Genomic DNA, 17,052 nt, shown 5'->3' on the forward strand with positions numbered 1-17,052 from the left:
CCCGGAGTGTCAAGCGCCCCGCCCCGCCTTCGCAGGCAAAATGTGGCGGCCACGCGCGTGGCCACATGACGAACCAGGGAGCCAGCACGTGTCGATCTACGAACTGAAGCCTCGCTTCCAGGCACTGCTGCGCCCGTCGGTGGTCCGGCTCCACGCCAGGGGCGTCACCGCCAACCAGGTGACGCTGGCGGCCTGCGGCGTGTCGGTCGCCCTCGGGCTCTGGCTCTTCTTCGCCGCCCCCCCGCCCACGGCCTTCGCGCTCGTGCCGCTGTGGATGCTGCTGCGCATGGCGCTCAACGCCATCGACGGCATGCTGGCGCGCGAACACCACCAGCAGACCCGCCTGGGCGCCCTGCTCAACGAACTGACCGACGTGGTCTCCGACGCGGCGCTGTACCTGCCGTTCGCGCTGGTCGCGCCACTGGGCGGTTTCTGGGTCGGCACGGTGATCGTGCTGGCCGGCCTGAGCGAGTTCGCCGGCGCGCTCGGGCCGACGGTGGGTGCCTCGCGCCGCTACGACGGCCCGCTGGGCAAGAGCGATCGCGCCTTCGTCTTCGGCGCCCTGGGGCTCTGGGTGGCGCTGGGCTGGCCGCTGGCGGACTGGACGCGCGGTCTGATGCCGCTGCTGGCGGCACTGGTGGCCTGGACCGTCGTCAACCGCGTGCGCAAGGCACTGGCCGAGGCCGCCCCCGCCACGCCGGGCGCGACGACCCACGCCACCATCGAACAGGAAACACCCACAGGGATCGAATGACGGACATCGCGCCACGCAATCACGAAGAACTGCATTTCCAGACACACGACGGCGAAGCGCTGTTCTACCGGCACTGGCCCGCCACCGGTGCGGCACGGCGCGGCGCCGTGCTGCTGTTCCACCGCGGCCACGAACACGGCGCCCGCATGGCGCACCTGGTCGACGAGCTGAACCTGCCCGACTTCGACTTCTACGCCTGGGACGCGCGCGGCCACGGCCGGTCGCCGGGAGCGCGCGGCCACAGCCCGAGCTTCGGGACCTCGGTGCGCGACGTGCAGACCTTCGTACAGCACATCGGCACCGCCCACGGGGTGGCCGAGCACGACCTCCACGTGGTGGCGCAGAGCGTGGGCGCGGTGCTGATCGCCACCTGGGCGCACGACCACGCCCCCAGGGTGCGCGGCCTCACGCTCGCCTCGCCCGCCTTCAAGGTCAAGCTCTACGTGCCCTTCGCGCGCGCCGGGCTGGCCCTGATGCACCGGCTGCGCGGCCTGTTCTTCGTCAACAGCTACGTGAAGGCGCGGTTCCTCACGCACGATGCGGGGCGCATCGCCAGCTACCAGAGCGATCCGCTCGTCTCGCGACCCATCGCGGTCAACGTCCTGCTGGGGCTGTACGAGGCCGCCGACCGCGTGGTGGCCGACGCCAACGCCATCACGCTGCCGGTGCAGCTGCTGATCTCGGGGGCCGACTGGGTGGTGCACCACGCGCCCCAGCACCGGTTCTTCGAACGCCTGGGCAGCGCCGTGAAGACCAAGGTCGAGCTGCCGGGCTTCTTCCACGACACGCTCGGCGAGAAGGATCGCGCGCCGGTCGTGGCGCAGGTCCGGGAGTTCATCCTGCAGCGCTTCGACGCGCCGGCAGCGCCGGTGGACCGGCGCGAGGCGCACCTCGCCGGCGAGACGGCCGACGAGTCGCGCGCGCTGGCCGCGCCGCTGCCACCGCTGTCGCCGCGTGGCCTCTACTGGGCCACGACCCGCGCCGGCCTGAAGCTCGGCGGCACGATGTCCGAAGGCATCCGGCTCGGGCACGACACGGGATTCGACTCGGGCAGCACGCTCGACTACGTCTACCGCAACCGGCCCGGGAGCCGCTCGGCCCTCGGCCGCGCCATCGATCGCACCTACCTGGACTCCATCGGCTGGCGCGGCATCCGCCAGCGCAAGGTACACGTGGAGGAACTCATGCGCATCGCCATGGAACGGCTCGCCGAGGCGCATCGCGAGGTGCGGGTGATGGACATCGCCGCCGGCCACGGCCGCTACGTGCTCGACGCGGTGCTCGCCAGCCCGGTCAAGGCCAGTTCCATCCTGCTGCGCGACTACAGCGACGTCAACGTGCGCGACGGGCAGGCGCTCATCATGGAGAAGGGCCTGGAGGACGTCGCGCGGTTCGTGCAGGCCGACGCCTTCGACCGCATCGGACTGGCCAGCGTCACGCCGCGCCCGACCCTGGCCGTGGTGTCGGGCCTGTACGAACTCTTCCCCGACAACGCCCTGGTGCGCCGCTCGCTCGCGGGCGTGGGCGACGCGGTGGAGGACCGCGGCTTCCTGGTCTACACCGGACAGCCGTGGCATCCGCAGCTCGAGATGATCGCGCGCGCGCTCACCAGCCACCGCCAGGGCGAGGCCTGGGTGATGCGCCGCCGCACCCAGGACGAACTGGACCAGCTGGTGGAGGAAGCGGGCTTCCGCAAGATCGACCAGCGGATCGACGAGTGGGGGATCTTCACGGTGTCCCTCGCGGTGCGCGTCACGCAATGACCGCCCGTGCGGCGCGACGACCCTGGCGGCGCGCCGCCGCGTGGCTGGCGTTGCTGGGGCCGCTGTTCTACGCGACCTACGGCCTGGCCAACTGGTGGGCCACGACCCGCGCGAGCGTGCCGTCGGTGGCCTTCGGGTGGGAGCGGCACGTGCCGTTCTGGCCCTGGACGATCTTTCCGTACTGGACCATCAACGTCTTCTACGCGCTGTCGCCGTTCCTGGCACGCGATCGCCATGCGCTCGACCGGCATGCGCTGCGCCTCGTCACGGCCACGCTGGTGGCCTGCGCCTGCTTCATCGCATGGCCGCTGCGCTTCGACTTCGGGCAGCCCCCGGTCGACGGCGCGCCGGCGTTCCTGTTCGAGGCGCTGCGCAGCTTCGACCAGCCGTTCAACCAGGCGCCGTCGCTGCACGTCGCGCTGGCGGTGATCCTGTGGGACTGGTATCGCCGGTCGCTGGCCGGGCCGAGGCGGCGCCGGGCGCGGTGGGTGCTGCACGCCTGGACCTTCGCCATCTGCGCCTCGGTGCTCACCACGTGGCAGCACCACGTCGTCGACATCCCGACCGGTGCACTGCTCGGCGTGTTCTGCGTCTGGCTGTGGCCGCTGGAGCGCGTGGTGTCGATGCCGCGGGCCTGGCGCCGTGCGCGCGACGCGCAGCGCTGGAAGCTGGCGGCGGCGTACGCGCTGGGCGCGGCCGCGTGCCTCGGCGCGGCCCTGCTTGGCGGCGGCGTCGCGCTGTGGCTGGCGTGGCCGGCCGCCTCGCTGGCGCTGGTGGCGCTCATCCACATGGGCTTCGGCACGCGCGGCTTCCAGATGGACGGCCACGGCCGCATGGGCTGGGCGGCGCGCTGGCTGCTGGCGCCCTACCGGCTCGGTGCCGCCCTCAACGCCCGGTGGTGGACGCGCGGCATGCCGGCCTCCGTCGAGGTGGTCCCGGGCCTGCGGCTGGGCCGGCGGCCGACGCGGGCCGAATGGCTGGCGGCCGGGCGGCCGCGCCTGGTGAGCCTGTGCGCCGAGCTGCAGTTGCTCGCCGACGTGCCGCACGCACGGTGCGTGCCGCTGCTCGATCTGGTGGTGCCGCCCGCGGTGCGGCTGCGGCGCGCCGCGGCGGTCATCGAAGGACAGCGCCGCGCGGCGCCGGGCACGGCGGTGTGGGTCTGCTGCGCGCTCGGTTTCTCGCGCAGTGCGGCCGCATCCATCGCCTGGCTGGCGCGCCACGGCGCGACCGACGGCATCGGGAGCGTGGCGCGGGCCGAGGCCGCCGTGCGACGCGCGCGACCGCAGACCGTGCTGCGCAACGCCTGGCTCGCCGCCCTGGCAACCCTCGAACCGCGCACGGAAGGCTCGCGCCATGACTGAGAACGAACGCACCGCCTGCGCCACGCTGGCCGCCCTGCTGCGCGCCACGGCGCTGCTGGCGTCATGGGGTTTCGCCCTCACCGGCATCGCCGCGCTGGTGCTCGCGCTGACGCTGCGATCGCTGCCGCTCACCTCGGCCATGGGTTTCGGGGCGGTGGTGATCCTCGGCGCGCTGGAGCGCTATTTCGCGTTCCGGCTGCGCCTGGACGAGGCGCTGTTCGACGGCCTGGCGCGCGGCACCGTCGCCTCGCTCGGCGCGCTCGACGCGGCCCTGTCGTCGCTGGGCCTGCGCGGCGCGCCGCCCCGGTCGACGCGGCCGTCCGTGCGCGCGCTGGACGAGCGGCTGCAGGGCACCCGTGCGCTGCTGCAGCGCCACGCCATCGTGGTCGCCTGCCAGAGCGCCATGTTCCTCCTTGCCTTGATCACCCAGGACGCCGCGTGACCCCCACCGATTCCGACGCCTCCGGCCTCCCGCACCGTCCCGCGCGCACCGCCCTCAGGCGCGGGCTCGCCATCGCGGCGGGCCAGCTCATCATCGGCGCGGCCGGGTTGCTCACCGGGGTGCGCGCCATCTGGTCGGGCACCGCTCCCAAGGCCGAGCAGACGCTGTACTTCGCCAACCACACCAGCCACGGCGACTTCGTGCTGCTGTGGGCCACGCTGCCCCCCGACCTGCGCGCGCGGACGCGGCCGGTGGCGGGTCAGGACTACTGGGAGGCCTCGAAGCTGCGCCACTTCATCGGCCACGACGTGTTCAACGCGCTCATGATCCGGCGCGACGGCACTGGCGAGGGCGGCAACCCGGTCGACCAGATGAAGGCGGCGCTGGACGGCGGCGACTCGCTCATCATGTTTCCCGAAGGCACGCGCAACACCGGCGACGACGTCCTGCTGCCGCTCAAGAGCGGGCTGTTCCACCTAGCGCGCGCCTGCCCCCGGGTGCGGCTGGTGCCGGTGTGGATCGAGAACCTGAAGCGCGTGCTGCCCAAGGGCGTGCTGGTGCCGATCCCGCTGGCCTGCACGGTGCGCTTCGGCGCGCCGCTCGCGCTGGCCGAAGGCGAGGACAAGGCGTCGTTCCTGGCCCGTGCCCGCGCCGCCATGCTCGACCTGCGTCCCGAGTACGACCGCGTCGACCCGAACGGGCGCGACGGAGCGGGCGCCGCGCCATGACCGCGCTCTCCCCGTCCGCGTGGACCACGCTCAAGCTCTTCGGCGGCATCTTCGGCGTGCTGGCGCTGGCCTCGGCCATCGGCGCGCTGCTCAGGTGGCGCGTGGCGCGCGGCCAGCCGCACCCGGTCCTGGACAACCTCGTTGCGCGCGTGAACGCCTGGTGGGTGATGGTGGCGGTCATCGGCCTGGCCTTCGCCTTCGGCCGGGGCGGCGTGATCGTCCTGTTCTACCTGATCTCGTTCTACGCGCTGCGCGAATTCATCAGCCTGGCCTACACGCGGCGCGGCGACCACGGCGCGATCGCGCTGGCCTTCTTCGTCGTGCTGCCGGGCCAGTACGTCCTGATCTGGATCGACTGGTACGGGCTCTATTCGCTCTACATCCCGGTCTACGCCTTCCTCATCCTGCCCATCCTGGCGGCGGTGGGCGGCGACACGCAGCGCTTCCTGGAGCGCACCTCCAAGCTCCAGTGGGGCCTGATGGTGTGCGTGTTCTGCATCAGCCACGTGCCCGCGCTGCTCATGCTGCAGATCCCGGGCTTCGAGGGCCGCAACCTGCTGCTGATCGCGTTCCTCGTCATCGTGGTGCAGGGCAGCGACGTGCTGCAGTACGTGTGGGGCAAGCTGCTGGGCCGCCACAAGGTGGCCCCCGGGCTGTCGCCCTCCAAGACCTGGGAGGGCCTCGTGGGCGGCGTGGCGAGCGCCACCGCGCTGGGGGCGTCGCTCCACTGGGCGACGCCCTTCAACCCCTGGCAGGCTGCGCTCATGGCCTTCGTCATCTGCCTGATGGGTTTCTTCGGCGGCCTGGTGATGTCGGCCATCAAGCGCGACCGGGGCGTGAAGGACTGGGGTTCGATGATCGAGGGCCACGGCGGCATGCTCGACCGGCTGGACTCGGTGATCTTCGCGGCGCCGATCTACTTCCACGCGCTGCGCTACGCGTGGGTGCCGTGAGCGCGGTGCGCGCGCGGTCCGGGCCCCGCCCGGGCGCCGCGCCCGTCACCGGGCGGCGGACGGCCTACTTGGCCAGCGCCCGCAGCGCCAGCTTGATGCCCTCGCCTACCGTCGCGTCCCGGGGCAGCGCCTTGAGCGCGGCGGCGGCTTCCTTGTCGCTGTAGCCCAGCGCGAGCAGCGCCTGCAGGATGTCGGCCTGCGCGTCGGTCTCGGCATGGGCCGGCAGCGCGAGATCGGCGCCGAGCTTGCCCTTGAGTTCGAGCAGCAGCCGCTCGGCCGTCTTCTTGCCGATGCCTGGCAGCTTCACCAGCCGCCCGGTGTCCTGCAGGGTGACGATCTGCGCCAGTTCGCCCACGCTCAGTCCCGAGAGCACGCCCAGCGCCATGCGCGGGCCGACACCGGTGATCTTGATCAGGTGGCGGAATGCCGCGCGCTCCTGGTGCGTGCCGAAGCCATAGAGGATCTGCGCGTCCTCGCGCACCACGAAATGCGTCAGCAGCGAGATGCGCTCGCCGGTGTGAGGCAGGTTGTAGAACGTGCTCATCGGCACGTCGACCTCGTAGCCGACGCCGTTGCAGTCCACCACCACCTGGGGTGGATTGCGCTCGGCCAGCGTGCCGGTCAATTTGCCTATCATGGGTTTCCTTCAACGAACCCGGAATTATCCTTTGATCGTCCGACACACTTTCAAGCCCCTCAACAACGCGCGCCTGGGCCACCTGTGCGGCCCGCTCGACGAGCACCTGCGCCGCATCGAGGAAGCGCTGGGCGTGACGATCGCGCACCGCCACGAGCAGTTCAAGGTCGACGGCCCCAAGGCCATCGCCGACCAGGCCGTCGAGGTGCTGCAGGCCCTCTACGAGATCGCCGACCGGCCGATCGACGCCGCCGTGGTGCAGCTCACGCTGGCGAGCGACTCGGGCATGGGCGCCGACGGCGAGGACGCCCCGATGCTGGTCACGCGCCGCGCCGACCTGCGCGCCCGAACGCCCACGCAGGCGGCCTACCTCGCCAACATCGCCGCCCACGACATCACCTTCGGCATCGGCCCGGCGGGCACCGGCAAGACCTACCTCGCGGTGGCCTGCGCGGTCGACGCGCTCGAGCGCAGCGCGGTCCAGCGCATCGTGCTCACGCGCCCGGCGGTCGAGGCCGGCGAGCGCCTGGGCTTCCTGCCGGGCGACCTGTCGCAGAAGGTCGACCCCTACCTGCGACCGCTCTACGACGCGCTCTACGACCTCATGGGCAACGACAAGGTGCAGAAGGCCTTCGAGCGCAACGCGCTGGAGATCGCGCCGCTGGCCTTCATGCGCGGGCGCACGCTCAACAACGCCTTCGTCATCCTCGACGAGGCGCAGAACACCACCCCGGAGCAGATGAAGATGTTCCTCACGCGCATCGGCTTCGGCGCCAAGGCCGTGGTGACGGGCGACGTCAGCCAGATCGATCTGCCCAAGACGCAACTCTCCGGCCTGGTCGATGCCGAGCGCGTGTTGAAGCGCGTCAAGGGCATCGCCACCACGCGCTTCACCAGCGCTGACGTGGTGCGCCATCCGCTGGTGGCGCGCATCGTCGATGCCTACGACGGTGTGCGCAAGCGCGCCGGCACGGCCTGACCATGGCCGCGGAGTCCCTGCGGCAACTGTCGCTGTCGCTGCAGTTCGCCCGCTTCGAGGAGGTGGCGACGCACCGCGCCGCGCTGCCGCGCCACCGGGTCGCGCGCTGGATCCGCCACGCGCTGGCGGTCGACGGCGAGATCACGGTGCGCATCGTCGGCGCCGAGGAGGGCCAGCGCCTGAACCGTGAATTCCGCGGCAAGGACTACCCGACCAACGTGCTGACCTTCGACTACGCGCAGGCGCCGGTCGTCATGGCCGACCTCGTGCTGTGCGCCCCCGTGGTCGCGCGCGAGGCCGTCGAGCAGAACAAGCCGCTGGCCGAGCATTACGCGCACCTGCTGGTCCACGGCGCGTTGCACGCCCAGGGCTGGGACCACGAGACCGGCGAGGCCGACGCCCTGGCCATGGAGGCCTACGAGACCGAGATCCTGGCCGGCCTCGGCATCCGCGACCCCTACGCGGACCCCGACGCCCCCGCCTGAAGGCACCGCGCCCGTTTCCGGGTCACGGCATCTGCAGCGGGATCGTCACCGGCCCGTCGTTGACCAGGTGCACCTGCATGTCGGCGGCGAACACCCCCGTCTCGACCACTGGATGGGCGAGACGCGCCCCCGCCACGAACCGGTCGTAGAGGCGCCGGCCCTCGTCGGGCGCGGCCGCCTGCGTGAAGCTCGGCCGGTTGCCGCCGCGAACGTCGGCCGCCAGGGTGAACTGGCTCACGATCAGCAGGCCACCGCCGACGTCCTGCACGCTGCGGTTCATCTTTCCCGCGTCGTCGGAGAAGATGCGCAGCTTCAGGAGCTTGGCCAGCAGACGGTCGCCGACGGCGTCGGTGTCGTCGCGCTCGGCGCACAGCAGCACCAGCAGGCCGGCGCCGATGCAGCCGACCACGCGGCCCTCGACCTCGACGCGCGCCTCGCGCACGCGCTGCAGCACGGCCTTCATGCGGCGCCCTGCCCGTCGGCCAGGAGCACCGCGCGCGCCTCCATGTCCAGCGGCAGCAGCTGGATGGTGACGCGCAGGCCGGGCAACGCGTCCATCAGCGCCTGCTCCAGCCGGTCGCGCAAGGCGGCGGCGTGGCGCAGCGACCAGTCGCCCGGCACGTGCATGTGCAGGTCGGCGAAGCGACGCTGGCCGGCGCTGCGGGTGGCGATGTCGTCGAAGCGCAGGGTCACGCCGCCGGGCTGGGCGGCGAAGCGCGCCAGCACGGCGTCCAGCGTGGCGAGCGACTCGGCGTCGAGCGCCTGATCCATCAGGCCCTGCGACGAGCGCCACACCAGGTGCACGCCTTCGCGCGCGATGTTGAGCGCCACACCGATGGCCAGCACCGGATCGAGCCAGAGCCAGCCCGTGAAGTGCACGCCGACGATGCCCACCACCACGGCGGCCGAGGTCCAGACGTCGGTCACGAGGTGGCGCGCGTCGGCCTCCAGCGCGATCGAGCGGTGCTCGCGCCCGGCCCGGAACAGCATCCAGGCCAGCGCGCCGTTGAAGCCGGAACTGACGATCGACAGCGCCAGCCCCCAGCCGAGGTCCTCCAGGGGTTGCGGCGAGAGCAGGCGCAGGACCGCCACCACGCCGATCGCCAGGGACGCGCCCAGGATCAGGATGCCCTCGAAGCCGGAGGAGAAGTATTCGGCCTTGTGATGTCCGTAGGGATGGTCGTCGTCCGGAGGCCGGGTCGCGATCGTCACCATGCCCAGCGCGAAGGTCGCGCTCGCCAGGTTGACGAAGGACTCCATCGCATCGGAGATCAGGCCCATGGAATTGGTCACGTACCCGGCCAGTCCCTTGAGCACGATGGTGATCAGCGCCACCGCGATCGACAGCCGCAGCAGCGTGCGCGGCTGCGGCAGGCGACCACGACGCAGGGACCGGGGAAGGATCGGCATCGGCGGAGCGGGTGGACCGATGGCCGTCCGGCCGGTCAGGCCAGCGTCACGCGCGCGAACTTGCGCTTGCCGACCTGCACGACATAGCGGCCGGGGTCGAGCTTCAGGCCGCGGTCGCTCACCACGGCCGAATCGACGCGCACGCCGCCGCCGTCGATCAGGCGGTTGCCCTCGGACGTGGACGGCGCCAGGCCGGCCTGCTTGAGCAGTTGCGCGATGCCCAGCGGGGCACCGGAGAGCGACACCTCGGGCATCTCGTCGGGCACGCCGCCCTTGCTGCGATTGACGAAGTCCTGCTCGGCCGCGTCGGCGGCGGCGGCGCTGTGGAAGCGCGCCGTGATCTCGCGCGCGAGAGCGACCTTGGCGTCCTTCGGGTTGCGACCGGCGGCGACCTCGGCGCGAAGCGCGGCGATGTCGGCGAGCGAGCGGAAGCTCAGCAGCGTGTACCAGCGCCACATCAGGTCGTCGGAGATCGACAGCACCTTGGCGAACATCGCGTTGGGCTCCTCGGTCACGCCGATGTAGTTGCCCTTGCTCTTGGACATCTTCTCGACGCCGTCCAGGCCCTCGAGCAACGGCATCGTCAGGATGCACTGCGGCTCCTGGCCATGTTCCTGCTGCAGGTGACGGCCCATGAGCAGGTTGAACTTCTGGTCGGTGCCGCCGAGTTCGAGGTCCGACTTCAGCGCCACCGAGTCGTAGCCTTGCAGTAGCGGGTAGAGGAACTCGTGCACCGAGATCGACTGGCCGCCCTTGAACCGCTTGTCGAAGTCGTCCCGCTCCATCATGCGCGCCACGGTGTACTTGGCCGCCAGCTGGATCAGGCCGCGCGCGCCCAGGGGATCGCACCATTCGGAGTTGTAGCGGATCTCGGTGCGCGCCGGGTCGAGCACCAGGCTCGCCTGGCGGTAGTAGGTCTGGGCGTTGGCCTCGATCTGTTCGCGTGTGAGCGGCGGCCGGGTGCTGTTGCGTCCCGACGGATCGCCGATCGTGGTGGTGAAGTCGCCGATCAGGAAGATCACGGTGTGGCCGAGGTCCTGCAGCTGGCGCATCTTGTTGAGCACCACCGTGTGGCCGATGTGGATGTCGGGGGCCGTGGGATCGAGGCCCAGCTTGATGCGCAACGGCACGCCGCTGGTTTCGCAGCGCTGCAGCTTGCGCACCCATTCGGCCTCGGGCAGCAATTCGTCGGCGCCCCGCAGGGACGTCTCGAGCGCGATTCCTACACGATCGGACACATTTTGGTCTGTAACAGGAGTGGCGGTCATGGGGAGGTTGGGGACGGTTTCCGGGTGCCGAAGCTATACTCACCCCGACTTTTTCTCAGGCGCCGGATTCTAAGCGGCGCTCCCGGCCGCGCTGTCCACCGTCTCGCCCCGCGAGTTTCTGCAGCACGGATCCGCCGACCCAAACGGAATTCAGACGTTGATCCATGCCATTCTTGCTGCGGAGGAGTTGATCGCTTCCCGCATTTCCCGGACCCTGCAAACCTATCCCAGGCAGATCACCGCCGCCATCGGCGCCTTGCTGCTGTGCGCCGGCGGCGGTGCCTTCGCCGTGGCCTCGCTGGGTGGCGACCCTGCCGATCTGCCCGTGCAGCAGGTGCTCGAAGCCGTCAAGCCGTTCCCCGCCACGTCTCAGACCGAAGCCCTGGAATCGCACGATTTCACGCTGTTCCGCACCGAGGTCACGCGCCCGAGCGACACGGTCGAGGCCCTGTTCAAACGCCTGGGCATCTCCGATCCGGCCGCCGCCGCCTTCGTGCGCGGGAACGCACAGGCGCGCGGCGCGCTGCTGAGCCGGTCCGGGCGGACCGTCACGGCCGAAGCCGCGCGCGACAACTCCCTGCAACGCCTGATCGCGCGCTGGATCCCGGACGGCTCCGGCGCCTTCAAGCGCCTCGTGGTGACCCAGACGGCCGGGGGGTTCACCGTCCGCATCGAGAACGAGCAGCTCGCCGCTGCCAGCAAGCTCGCCAGCGGCGTCGTGCGCACGACGCTGTTCGCCGCCACCGACGACGCCAACATTCCCGATGCCGTCGCCAGCCAGCTGGCCGATGTGTTCGATGGCGCGGTCGACTTTCGCTCGTTGCGAAAGGGCGACCGCTTCGCCGTGGTCTACGAGACCTTCGAGGCGGATGGCCAGGCCCTGCGCACCGGTCGCGTGCTTTCCGCCGAGATCGAGAGCGGCAGCAGGACCTACCAGGCGATCTGGTTCCAGGAGCCCGGTCAGAAGGGCGGTTACTACCAGCCCGATGGCAAGAGCCTGGGCGCCGCCTATCTGGCGTCGCCGGTCGAGTTCTCGCGCATCTCCAGTGGCTTCGCGATGCGCCTGCACCCCATCCTCAACAGCTGGCGTCAGCACAAGGGCACCGATTTCGCGGCTCCCACCGGAACGGCCGTTCGCACCGTGGGCGATGGCGTGGTCGCTTTCGCAGGCACTCAGAGCGGCTATGGCAATCTGGTCGTCATCAAGCACCGCAACAACCAGGAAACGGCTTACGCCCACCTGAGCCGCATGGACGTGAAGGTCGGCCAGAGTGTGAACCAGGGCCAGTTCATCGGCGCCGTGGGCTCGACCGGCTGGGCGACCGGTCCACACCTGCATTTCGAGTTCCGCATCAACGGCGAGCAGGCCGACCCGGCCACCCTCGCCCAACAGACCGGCGTGGCACCTTTGAGTGCGGCGGCACGACCGGCTTTCGAGCGACTGGCGGTATCGACCCGCATCGAGCTGGCCGCGGCGTTCTCCGTCGTACAGGCCAGCGCCGACTGACGTCCCGCCTCCACGCCGATCCGACGACAGCGTTTCATCGGCCGATGCCACACGCATGACGGGACGACATCGCTACATCGGACTGATGTCGGGCACCTCGCTCGACGGCATCGATGGCGTGCTGGTGGAATTCGCTGGCGAGGGCGGCGTGCAGGTGCTCGGCCATGCAAGCGTGGAGCTGCCCCCAACACTGCGCACCGAACTGCTGGCCCTCAACACCCCTGGCGACGACGAAATCCATCGCGCGGCGCTCTGCGCCAACGCGCTGGTCCGTTGTTACGCCGACGTGGTCGGGCAGCTGCTCGCCACCAGGGACGGCGACGCGACGAACCCAAGCGATGTGATTGCCATCGGCGCCCACGGCCAGACGGTGCGACACCGCCCCGGTGAGTTCGACGGCATCGGCTACACCGTTCAACTCAACAATCCCGCCCTGCTCGCCGAACTGACCGGCATCGACGTCGTCGCCGACTTCCGGACCCGCGATCTCGCAGCGGGTGGCCAAGGGGCGCCACTGGTGCCGGCCTTCCATCGTGCGGTCTTCGGACGTAAAGACGAAACCGTCGCTGTCCTGAACATCGGTGGCATCGCCAACCTCAGCGTGCTTCCGCCTCAGGGTGCGGTGAACGTTGCGGGCCGTGCCACATCGGCCGGCGTCGTGCTGGGTTTCGACTGTGGCCCAGGCAACGCCCTCATGGACCATTGGTGCCGACTTCACACCCAACAGCCCTTCGACCGGGCTGGACGCTGGGCTGCGAGCGGCCAAGTAATGCCGGACCTGCTTGCCGACCTGCTGTCGGATGCGTATTTTTCAAAATCACCTCCCAAGAGCACGGGTCGTGATCTCTTCCATCCGCAATGGATCTCTGCATCGATCGCCGACCGGACGGTGAACCCAGCCGACGTCCAAGCCACTTTGGCGGAACTCACGGCCGTCTCATGCGCGAACGATGTGCAACTTCACGCACATGCCGCACGTGAACTGATTGTCTGCGGCGGTGGTGCCTTCAACGACCATTTGATGGCACGTCTGGGGGCACGGCTGCCCAGCATCAACGTGATCTCATCAGAAGTGCGTGGTCTTCCTCCGCAACAGGTGGAGGCCACGGCATTTGCCTGGCTGGCCCGCGCCACCATCCAGCGTGAACATGGCAACCTCGCCAGTGTCACGGGCGCACGAAGCGGACGAGTGCTCGGAGCGATCTACCCGAAGTGACGAGAACAGATGGAAGGCGCCCGATCAATGGGCGACTGATATCACGCTTGATTTCGTACGGCGCCTCGCAGCAGAAACCTTGAACCGTGACGGGAGCAGTCATGCTCCAAGGCCAAGGCACATCCGTGGCTCGGTGGTCGTGCGAAAACATCAAATCGCGTGCTAGGCCTGCAAAGGGCAGGGATTGGCTGGAAGATCCAGCGAATCACTGGAATTCTTTTCCCAATGAAGAAAGCCCGGATGCTTTCGCAACCGGGCTTTCTAGGCTGTAAGAGCCTGACGATGACCTACTTTCACACGGGAACCCGCACTATCATCGGCGCTGACGCGTTTCACTGTCCTGTTCGGGATGGGAAGGAGTGGTACCACGTCGCTATGGTCATCAGGCATAAAGGGTTGTCCGGCTGATCACACGATCAGTCGAACGAATTCATAGAGTTTGGAATCAGCTTTTGGCGAATTGTTTTGAATGCGTCAACTTGGCATAACACCCTGATCTGATCGATCAAAGTTATAGGGTCAAGCCGCACGAGCAATTAGTATCAGTTAGCTTAACGCATTACTGCGCTTCCACACCTGACCTATCAACGTCCTGGTCTTGAACGACTCTTCAGGGGGCTCAAGGCCCCGGCAGATCTCATCTTGAAACGAGTTTCCCGCTTAGATGCTTTCAGCGGTTATCTCTTCCACACTTAGCTACTCGGCAATGCCACTGGCGTGACAACCGATACACCAGAGGTGTGTCCACTCCGGTCCTCTCGTACTAGGAGCAGGCTTCCTCAAATCTGCAGCGCCCACGGAAGATAGGGACCAAACTGTCTCACGACGTTTTAAACCCAGCTCACGTACCTCTTTAAATGGCGAACAGCCATACCCTTGGGACCGGCTACAGCCCCAGGATGAGATGAGCCGACATCGAGGTGCCAAACACCGCCGTCGATATGAACTCTTGGGCGGTATCAGCCTGTTATCCCCAGAGTACCTTTTATCCGTTGAGCGATGGCCCTTCCATACAGAACCACCGGATCACTATGTCCTGCTTTCGCATCTGCTCGACTTGTCAGTCTCGCAGTTAAGCACGCTTATGCCATTGCACTATCGTCACGATGTCCGACCGTAACTAGCGTACCTTCGAACTCCTCCGTTACGCTTTGGGAGGAGACCGCCCCAGTCAAACTGCCTACCATGCACTGTCCCCGATCCAGATAATGGACCTAGGTTAGAACCTCAAACACACCAGGGTGGTATTTCAACGTTGGCTCCACAAGATCTAGCGACCCTGCTTCAAAGCCTCCCACCTATCCTACACAGATCTGTTCAAAGTCCAATACAAAGCTACAGTAAAGGTTCATGGGGTCTTTCCGTCTTTCCGCGGGGAGATTGCATCATCACAAACATTTCAACTTCGCTGAGTCTCAGGAGGAGACAGTGTGGCCATCGTTACGCCATTCGTGCAGGTCGGAACTTACCCGACAAGGAATTTCGCTACCTTAGGACCGTTATAGTTACGGCCGCCGTTTACTGGGACTTCAATCAAGAGCTTGCACCCCATCATTTAATCTTCCAGCACCGGGCAGGCGTCACACCCTATACGTCCACTTTCGTGTTTGCAGAGTGCTGTGTTTTTAATAAACAGTCGCAGCCACCGATTTTTTGCAACCCATTCATGCTTCGTTGTTCACTACACACTAATAGGGCACACCTTCTTCCGAAGTTACGGTGTCAATTTGCCGAGTTCCTTCTCCTGAGTTCTCTCAAGCGCCTTAGAATACTCATCTCGCGCACCAGTGTCGGTTTGCGGTACGGTCGTGTATAGCTGAAGCTTAGTGGCTTTTCCTGGAACCTCGTTCAGTCACTTCACCAGCAAGCTGGCTCGATCATTGGCCTCGGTATATGTACGCCGGATTTGCCTAACGTACGCCTACATCCAATTAAACCGGGATGTCCAACACCCGGATGACCTATTAAGATCCGTCCCCACATCGCACTATACATCGGTACAGGAATATTGACCTGTTTCCCATCAGCTACGCATCTCTGCCTCGCCTTAGGGGCCGACTCACTCTACGCCGATGAACGTTGCGTAGAAAACCTTGCGCTTACGGCGAGGGGGCTTTTCACCCCCTTTAACGCTACTCATGTCAGCATTCGCACTTCTGATACCTCCAGCACGCCTTACAACGCACCTTCACAGGCTTACAGAACGCTCTCCTACCACTTGCAATAAATTGCAAATCCGCAGCTTCGGTAACTGGCTTAGCCCCGTTACATCTTCCGCGCAGGACGACTCGATCAGTGAGCTATTACGCTTTCTTTAAATGATGGCTGCTTCTAAGCCAACATCCTGACTGTTTTAGCCTTCCCACTTCGTTTCCCACTTAGCCAATTTTAGGGACCTTAGCTGGCGGTCTGGGTTGTTTCCCTCTTGAGTCCGGACGTTAGCACCCGGTGCTCTGTCTCCCAAGCTGTACTCATCGGTATTCGGAGTTTGCCTTGGTTTGGTAAGTCGCCATGACCCCCTAGCCAAAACAGTGCTCTACCCCCGATGGTAATACTTGAGGCACTACCTAAATAGTTTTCGGAGAGAACCAGCTATTTCCAAGTTTGTTTAGCCTTTCACCCCTATCCACAGCTCATCCGCTAGTTTTGCAACACTAGTCGGTTCGGACCTCCAGTACCTGTTACGGCACCTTCATCCTGGCCATGGATAGATCACTTGGTTTCGGGTCTACACCCAGCGACTGATCGCCCTATTCGGACTCGATTTCTCTACGGCTTCCCTATTCGGTTAACCTTGCCACTGAATGTAAGTCGCTGACCCATTATACAAAAGGTACGCAGTCACCCTTGCGGGCTCCTACTTTTTGTAAGCACGCGGTTTCAGGATCTATTTCACTCCCCTCCCGGGGTTCTTTTCGCCTTTCCCTCACGGTACTAGTTCACTATCGGTCAATGATGAGTATTTAGCCTTGGAGGATGGTCCCCCCATATTCAGACAGGATTTCTCGTGTCCCGCCCTACTTGTCGTTAGCTCAGTACCACACAGGTCATTTCACGTACGGGGCTATCACCCACTATGGCCAGTCTTTCCAAACTGTTCCGTTATGTCTTGTGCTATCACTAACAGGCTCTTCCGATTTCGCTCGCCACTACTTTCGGAATCTCGGTTGATGTCTTTTCCTCGAGCTACTGAGATGTTTCAGTTCACCCGGTTCGCCTCGCATGACTATGTATTCATCATGCGATACCTTTGCAGGTGGGTTTCCCCATTCGGAAATCTCCGGATCAAAGCTAATTTGCCAGCTCCCCGAAGCTTATCGCAGGCTATCACGTCCTTCGTCGCCTATCATTGCCAAGGCATCCACCACGTGCTCTTATTCACTTGACCCTATAACTTTGACGTCTCGACGGATCGCTCCAACGAAACACAAAATCATCACAAGGAATATGTCAGGTCTTTCACCTGACGCGTTATGCCGTTTCATTCAATTCGATTTGACTCGAAATTGAAGTTCATTTGACGCAATCAAAAATTCTATGTTGCTGATG

General features: G+C 66.3%; 14 protein-coding genes and 2 rRNA genes. 10 read left to right on the forward strand and 6 right to left on the reverse strand.

Annotated features, from left to right (window positions below):
- Positions 1 to 88 precede the first annotated feature (88 nt).
- The 6 genes from NF681_16645 to NF681_16670 all read left to right on the forward strand — a co-directional run bounded on the left by NF681_16645 (position 89) and on the right by NF681_16670 (position 6,001).
- Positions 89 to 754, forward strand: coding sequence for a CDP-alcohol phosphatidyltransferase family protein (locus NF681_16645; protein ID UST53904.1), 666 nt, complete (start codon positions 89 to 91; stop codon positions 752 to 754).
- Complete coding sequence (locus NF681_16650; protein ID UST53905.1) at positions 751 to 2,517, forward strand: bifunctional alpha/beta hydrolase/class I SAM-dependent methyltransferase; 1,767 nt, start codon at positions 751 to 753, stop codon at positions 2,515 to 2,517. The genes NF681_16645 and NF681_16650 overlap by 4 nt, the downstream gene beginning before the upstream one ends.
- Positions 2,514 to 3,878, forward strand: coding sequence for a phosphatase PAP2/dual specificity phosphatase family protein (locus NF681_16655; GenBank protein UST53906.1), 1,365 nt, complete (start codon positions 2,514 to 2,516; stop codon positions 3,876 to 3,878). The genes NF681_16650 and NF681_16655 overlap by 4 nt, the downstream gene beginning before the upstream one ends.
- Positions 3,871 to 4,320: a hypothetical protein gene (locus NF681_16660; protein UST53907.1), complete on the forward strand. Its 450-nt coding sequence runs from the start codon at positions 3,871 to 3,873 to the stop codon at positions 4,318 to 4,320. The genes NF681_16655 and NF681_16660 overlap by 8 nt, the downstream gene beginning before the upstream one ends.
- Positions 4,321 to 4,391: 71 nt before the next feature.
- On the forward strand, positions 4,392 to 5,048 hold the full coding sequence (locus NF681_16665) for a 1-acyl-sn-glycerol-3-phosphate acyltransferase (protein ID UST55815.1): 657 nt from the start codon (positions 4,392 to 4,394) through the stop codon (positions 5,046 to 5,048).
- Complete coding sequence (locus NF681_16670; GenBank protein ID UST53908.1) at positions 5,045 to 6,001, forward strand: phosphatidate cytidylyltransferase; 957 nt, start codon at positions 5,045 to 5,047, stop codon at positions 5,999 to 6,001. Before NF681_16665 ends, NF681_16670 begins: the two co-directional genes overlap by 4 nt.
- Positions 6,002 to 6,065: 64 nt before the next feature.
- Here NF681_16670 and ruvA read toward each other — a convergent pair whose 3' ends face one another.
- Positions 6,066 to 6,638 (reverse strand): Holliday junction branch migration protein RuvA, encoded by a 573-nt coding sequence (gene ruvA, locus NF681_16675; protein ID UST53909.1) that lies wholly within the window; start codon positions 6,636 to 6,638, stop codon positions 6,066 to 6,068.
- Between the two features lie 31 nt (positions 6,639 to 6,669).
- Here ruvA and NF681_16680 point away from each other — a divergent pair, with 31 nt between their 5' ends.
- On the forward strand, positions 6,670 to 7,617 hold the full coding sequence (locus NF681_16680) for a PhoH family protein (GenBank protein ID UST53910.1): 948 nt from the start codon (positions 6,670 to 6,672) through the stop codon (positions 7,615 to 7,617).
- 2 nt (positions 7,618 to 7,619) lie between these two features.
- Positions 7,620 to 8,102: an rRNA maturation RNase YbeY gene (gene ybeY / locus NF681_16685; protein ID UST53911.1), complete on the forward strand. Its 483-nt coding sequence runs from the start codon at positions 7,620 to 7,622 to the stop codon at positions 8,100 to 8,102.
- A 22-nt stretch (positions 8,103 to 8,124) separates the two neighbouring features.
- Here ybeY and dtd read toward each other — a convergent pair whose 3' ends face one another.
- Genes dtd through tyrS form a run of 3 tightly spaced genes read right to left on the reverse strand, consistent with a single transcriptional unit; the run spans position 8,125 to position 10,780 of the window.
- A complete protein-coding gene (dtd, locus tag NF681_16690; protein UST53912.1) occupies positions 8,125 to 8,565 on the reverse strand; it encodes a D-aminoacyl-tRNA deacylase in 441 nt (146 codons plus the stop codon).
- Entirely contained in the window at positions 8,562 to 9,512 is a 951-nt protein-coding gene (locus NF681_16695) for a cation diffusion facilitator family transporter (protein ID UST53913.1), read from the reverse strand. Before NF681_16695 ends, dtd begins: the two co-directional genes overlap by 4 nt.
- 35 nt (positions 9,513 to 9,547) lie before the next feature.
- Positions 9,548 to 10,780, reverse strand: coding sequence for a tyrosine--tRNA ligase (gene tyrS / locus NF681_16700; protein UST53914.1), 1,233 nt, complete (start codon positions 10,778 to 10,780; stop codon positions 9,548 to 9,550).
- A gap of 157 nt (positions 10,781 to 10,937) precedes the next feature.
- Between tyrS and NF681_16705 the strand changes: the two genes are divergently transcribed.
- Both NF681_16705 and NF681_16710 read left to right on the forward strand, forming a co-directional pair.
- Complete coding sequence (locus NF681_16705; protein UST53915.1) at positions 10,938 to 12,287, forward strand: M23 family metallopeptidase; 1,350 nt, start codon at positions 10,938 to 10,940, stop codon at positions 12,285 to 12,287.
- Between the two features lie 55 nt (positions 12,288 to 12,342).
- Positions 12,343 to 13,503: an anhydro-N-acetylmuramic acid kinase gene (locus tag NF681_16710; GenBank protein ID UST53916.1), complete on the forward strand. Its 1,161-nt coding sequence runs from the start codon at positions 12,343 to 12,345 to the stop codon at positions 13,501 to 13,503.
- A gap of 274 nt (positions 13,504 to 13,777) precedes the next feature.
- On the opposite strand, the gene rrf is transcribed toward NF681_16710, so the two are convergent.
- Both rrf and NF681_16720 read right to left on the reverse strand, forming a co-directional pair.
- Positions 13,778 to 13,890: ribosomal RNA gene (gene rrf, locus NF681_16715) — 5S ribosomal RNA — on the reverse strand.
- A 128-nt stretch (positions 13,891 to 14,018) separates the two neighbouring features.
- A 23S ribosomal RNA gene (locus NF681_16720) occupies positions 14,019 to 16,891 on the reverse strand.
- Between the last annotated feature and the right edge of the window lie 161 nt (positions 16,892 to 17,052).

The sequence above is a fragment of the Comamonadaceae bacterium OTU4NAUVB1 genome (genome assembly GCA_024372625.1).
Classification (GTDB): domain Bacteria; phylum Pseudomonadota; class Gammaproteobacteria; order Burkholderiales; family Burkholderiaceae_C; genus Variovorax.

Excerpts from the sequence above, each read along its gene's own strand:
- ybeY (UST53911.1), top strand. The coding sequence starts at position 7,620 with ATGGCCGCGGAGTCCCTGCGGCAACTGTCGCTGTCGCTGCAGTTCGCC.
- dtd (UST53912.1), bottom strand. The coding sequence starts at position 8,565 with ATGAAGGCCGTGCTGCAGCGCGTGCGCGAGGCGCGCGTCGAGGTCGAG.
- NF681_16655 (UST53906.1), top strand. The coding sequence starts at position 2,514 with ATGACCGCCCGTGCGGCGCGACGACCCTGGCGGCGCGCCGCCGCGTGG.
- NF681_16710 (UST53916.1), top strand. The coding sequence starts at position 12,343 with ATGACGGGACGACATCGCTACATCGGACTGATGTCGGGCACCTCGCTC.
- NF681_16660 (UST53907.1), top strand. The coding sequence starts at position 3,871 with ATGACTGAGAACGAACGCACCGCCTGCGCCACGCTGGCCGCCCTGCTG.
- NF681_16650 (UST53905.1), top strand. The coding sequence starts at position 751 with ATGACGGACATCGCGCCACGCAATCACGAAGAACTGCATTTCCAGACA.
- NF681_16670 (UST53908.1), top strand. The coding sequence starts at position 5,045 with ATGACCGCGCTCTCCCCGTCCGCGTGGACCACGCTCAAGCTCTTCGGC.
- NF681_16695 (UST53913.1), bottom strand. The coding sequence starts at position 9,512 with ATGCCGATCCTTCCCCGGTCCCTGCGTCGTGGTCGCCTGCCGCAGCCG.
- tyrS (UST53914.1), bottom strand. The coding sequence starts at position 10,780 with ATGACCGCCACTCCTGTTACAGACCAAAATGTGTCCGATCGTGTAGGA.
- ruvA (UST53909.1), bottom strand. The coding sequence starts at position 6,638 with ATGATAGGCAAATTGACCGGCACGCTGGCCGAGCGCAATCCACCCCAG.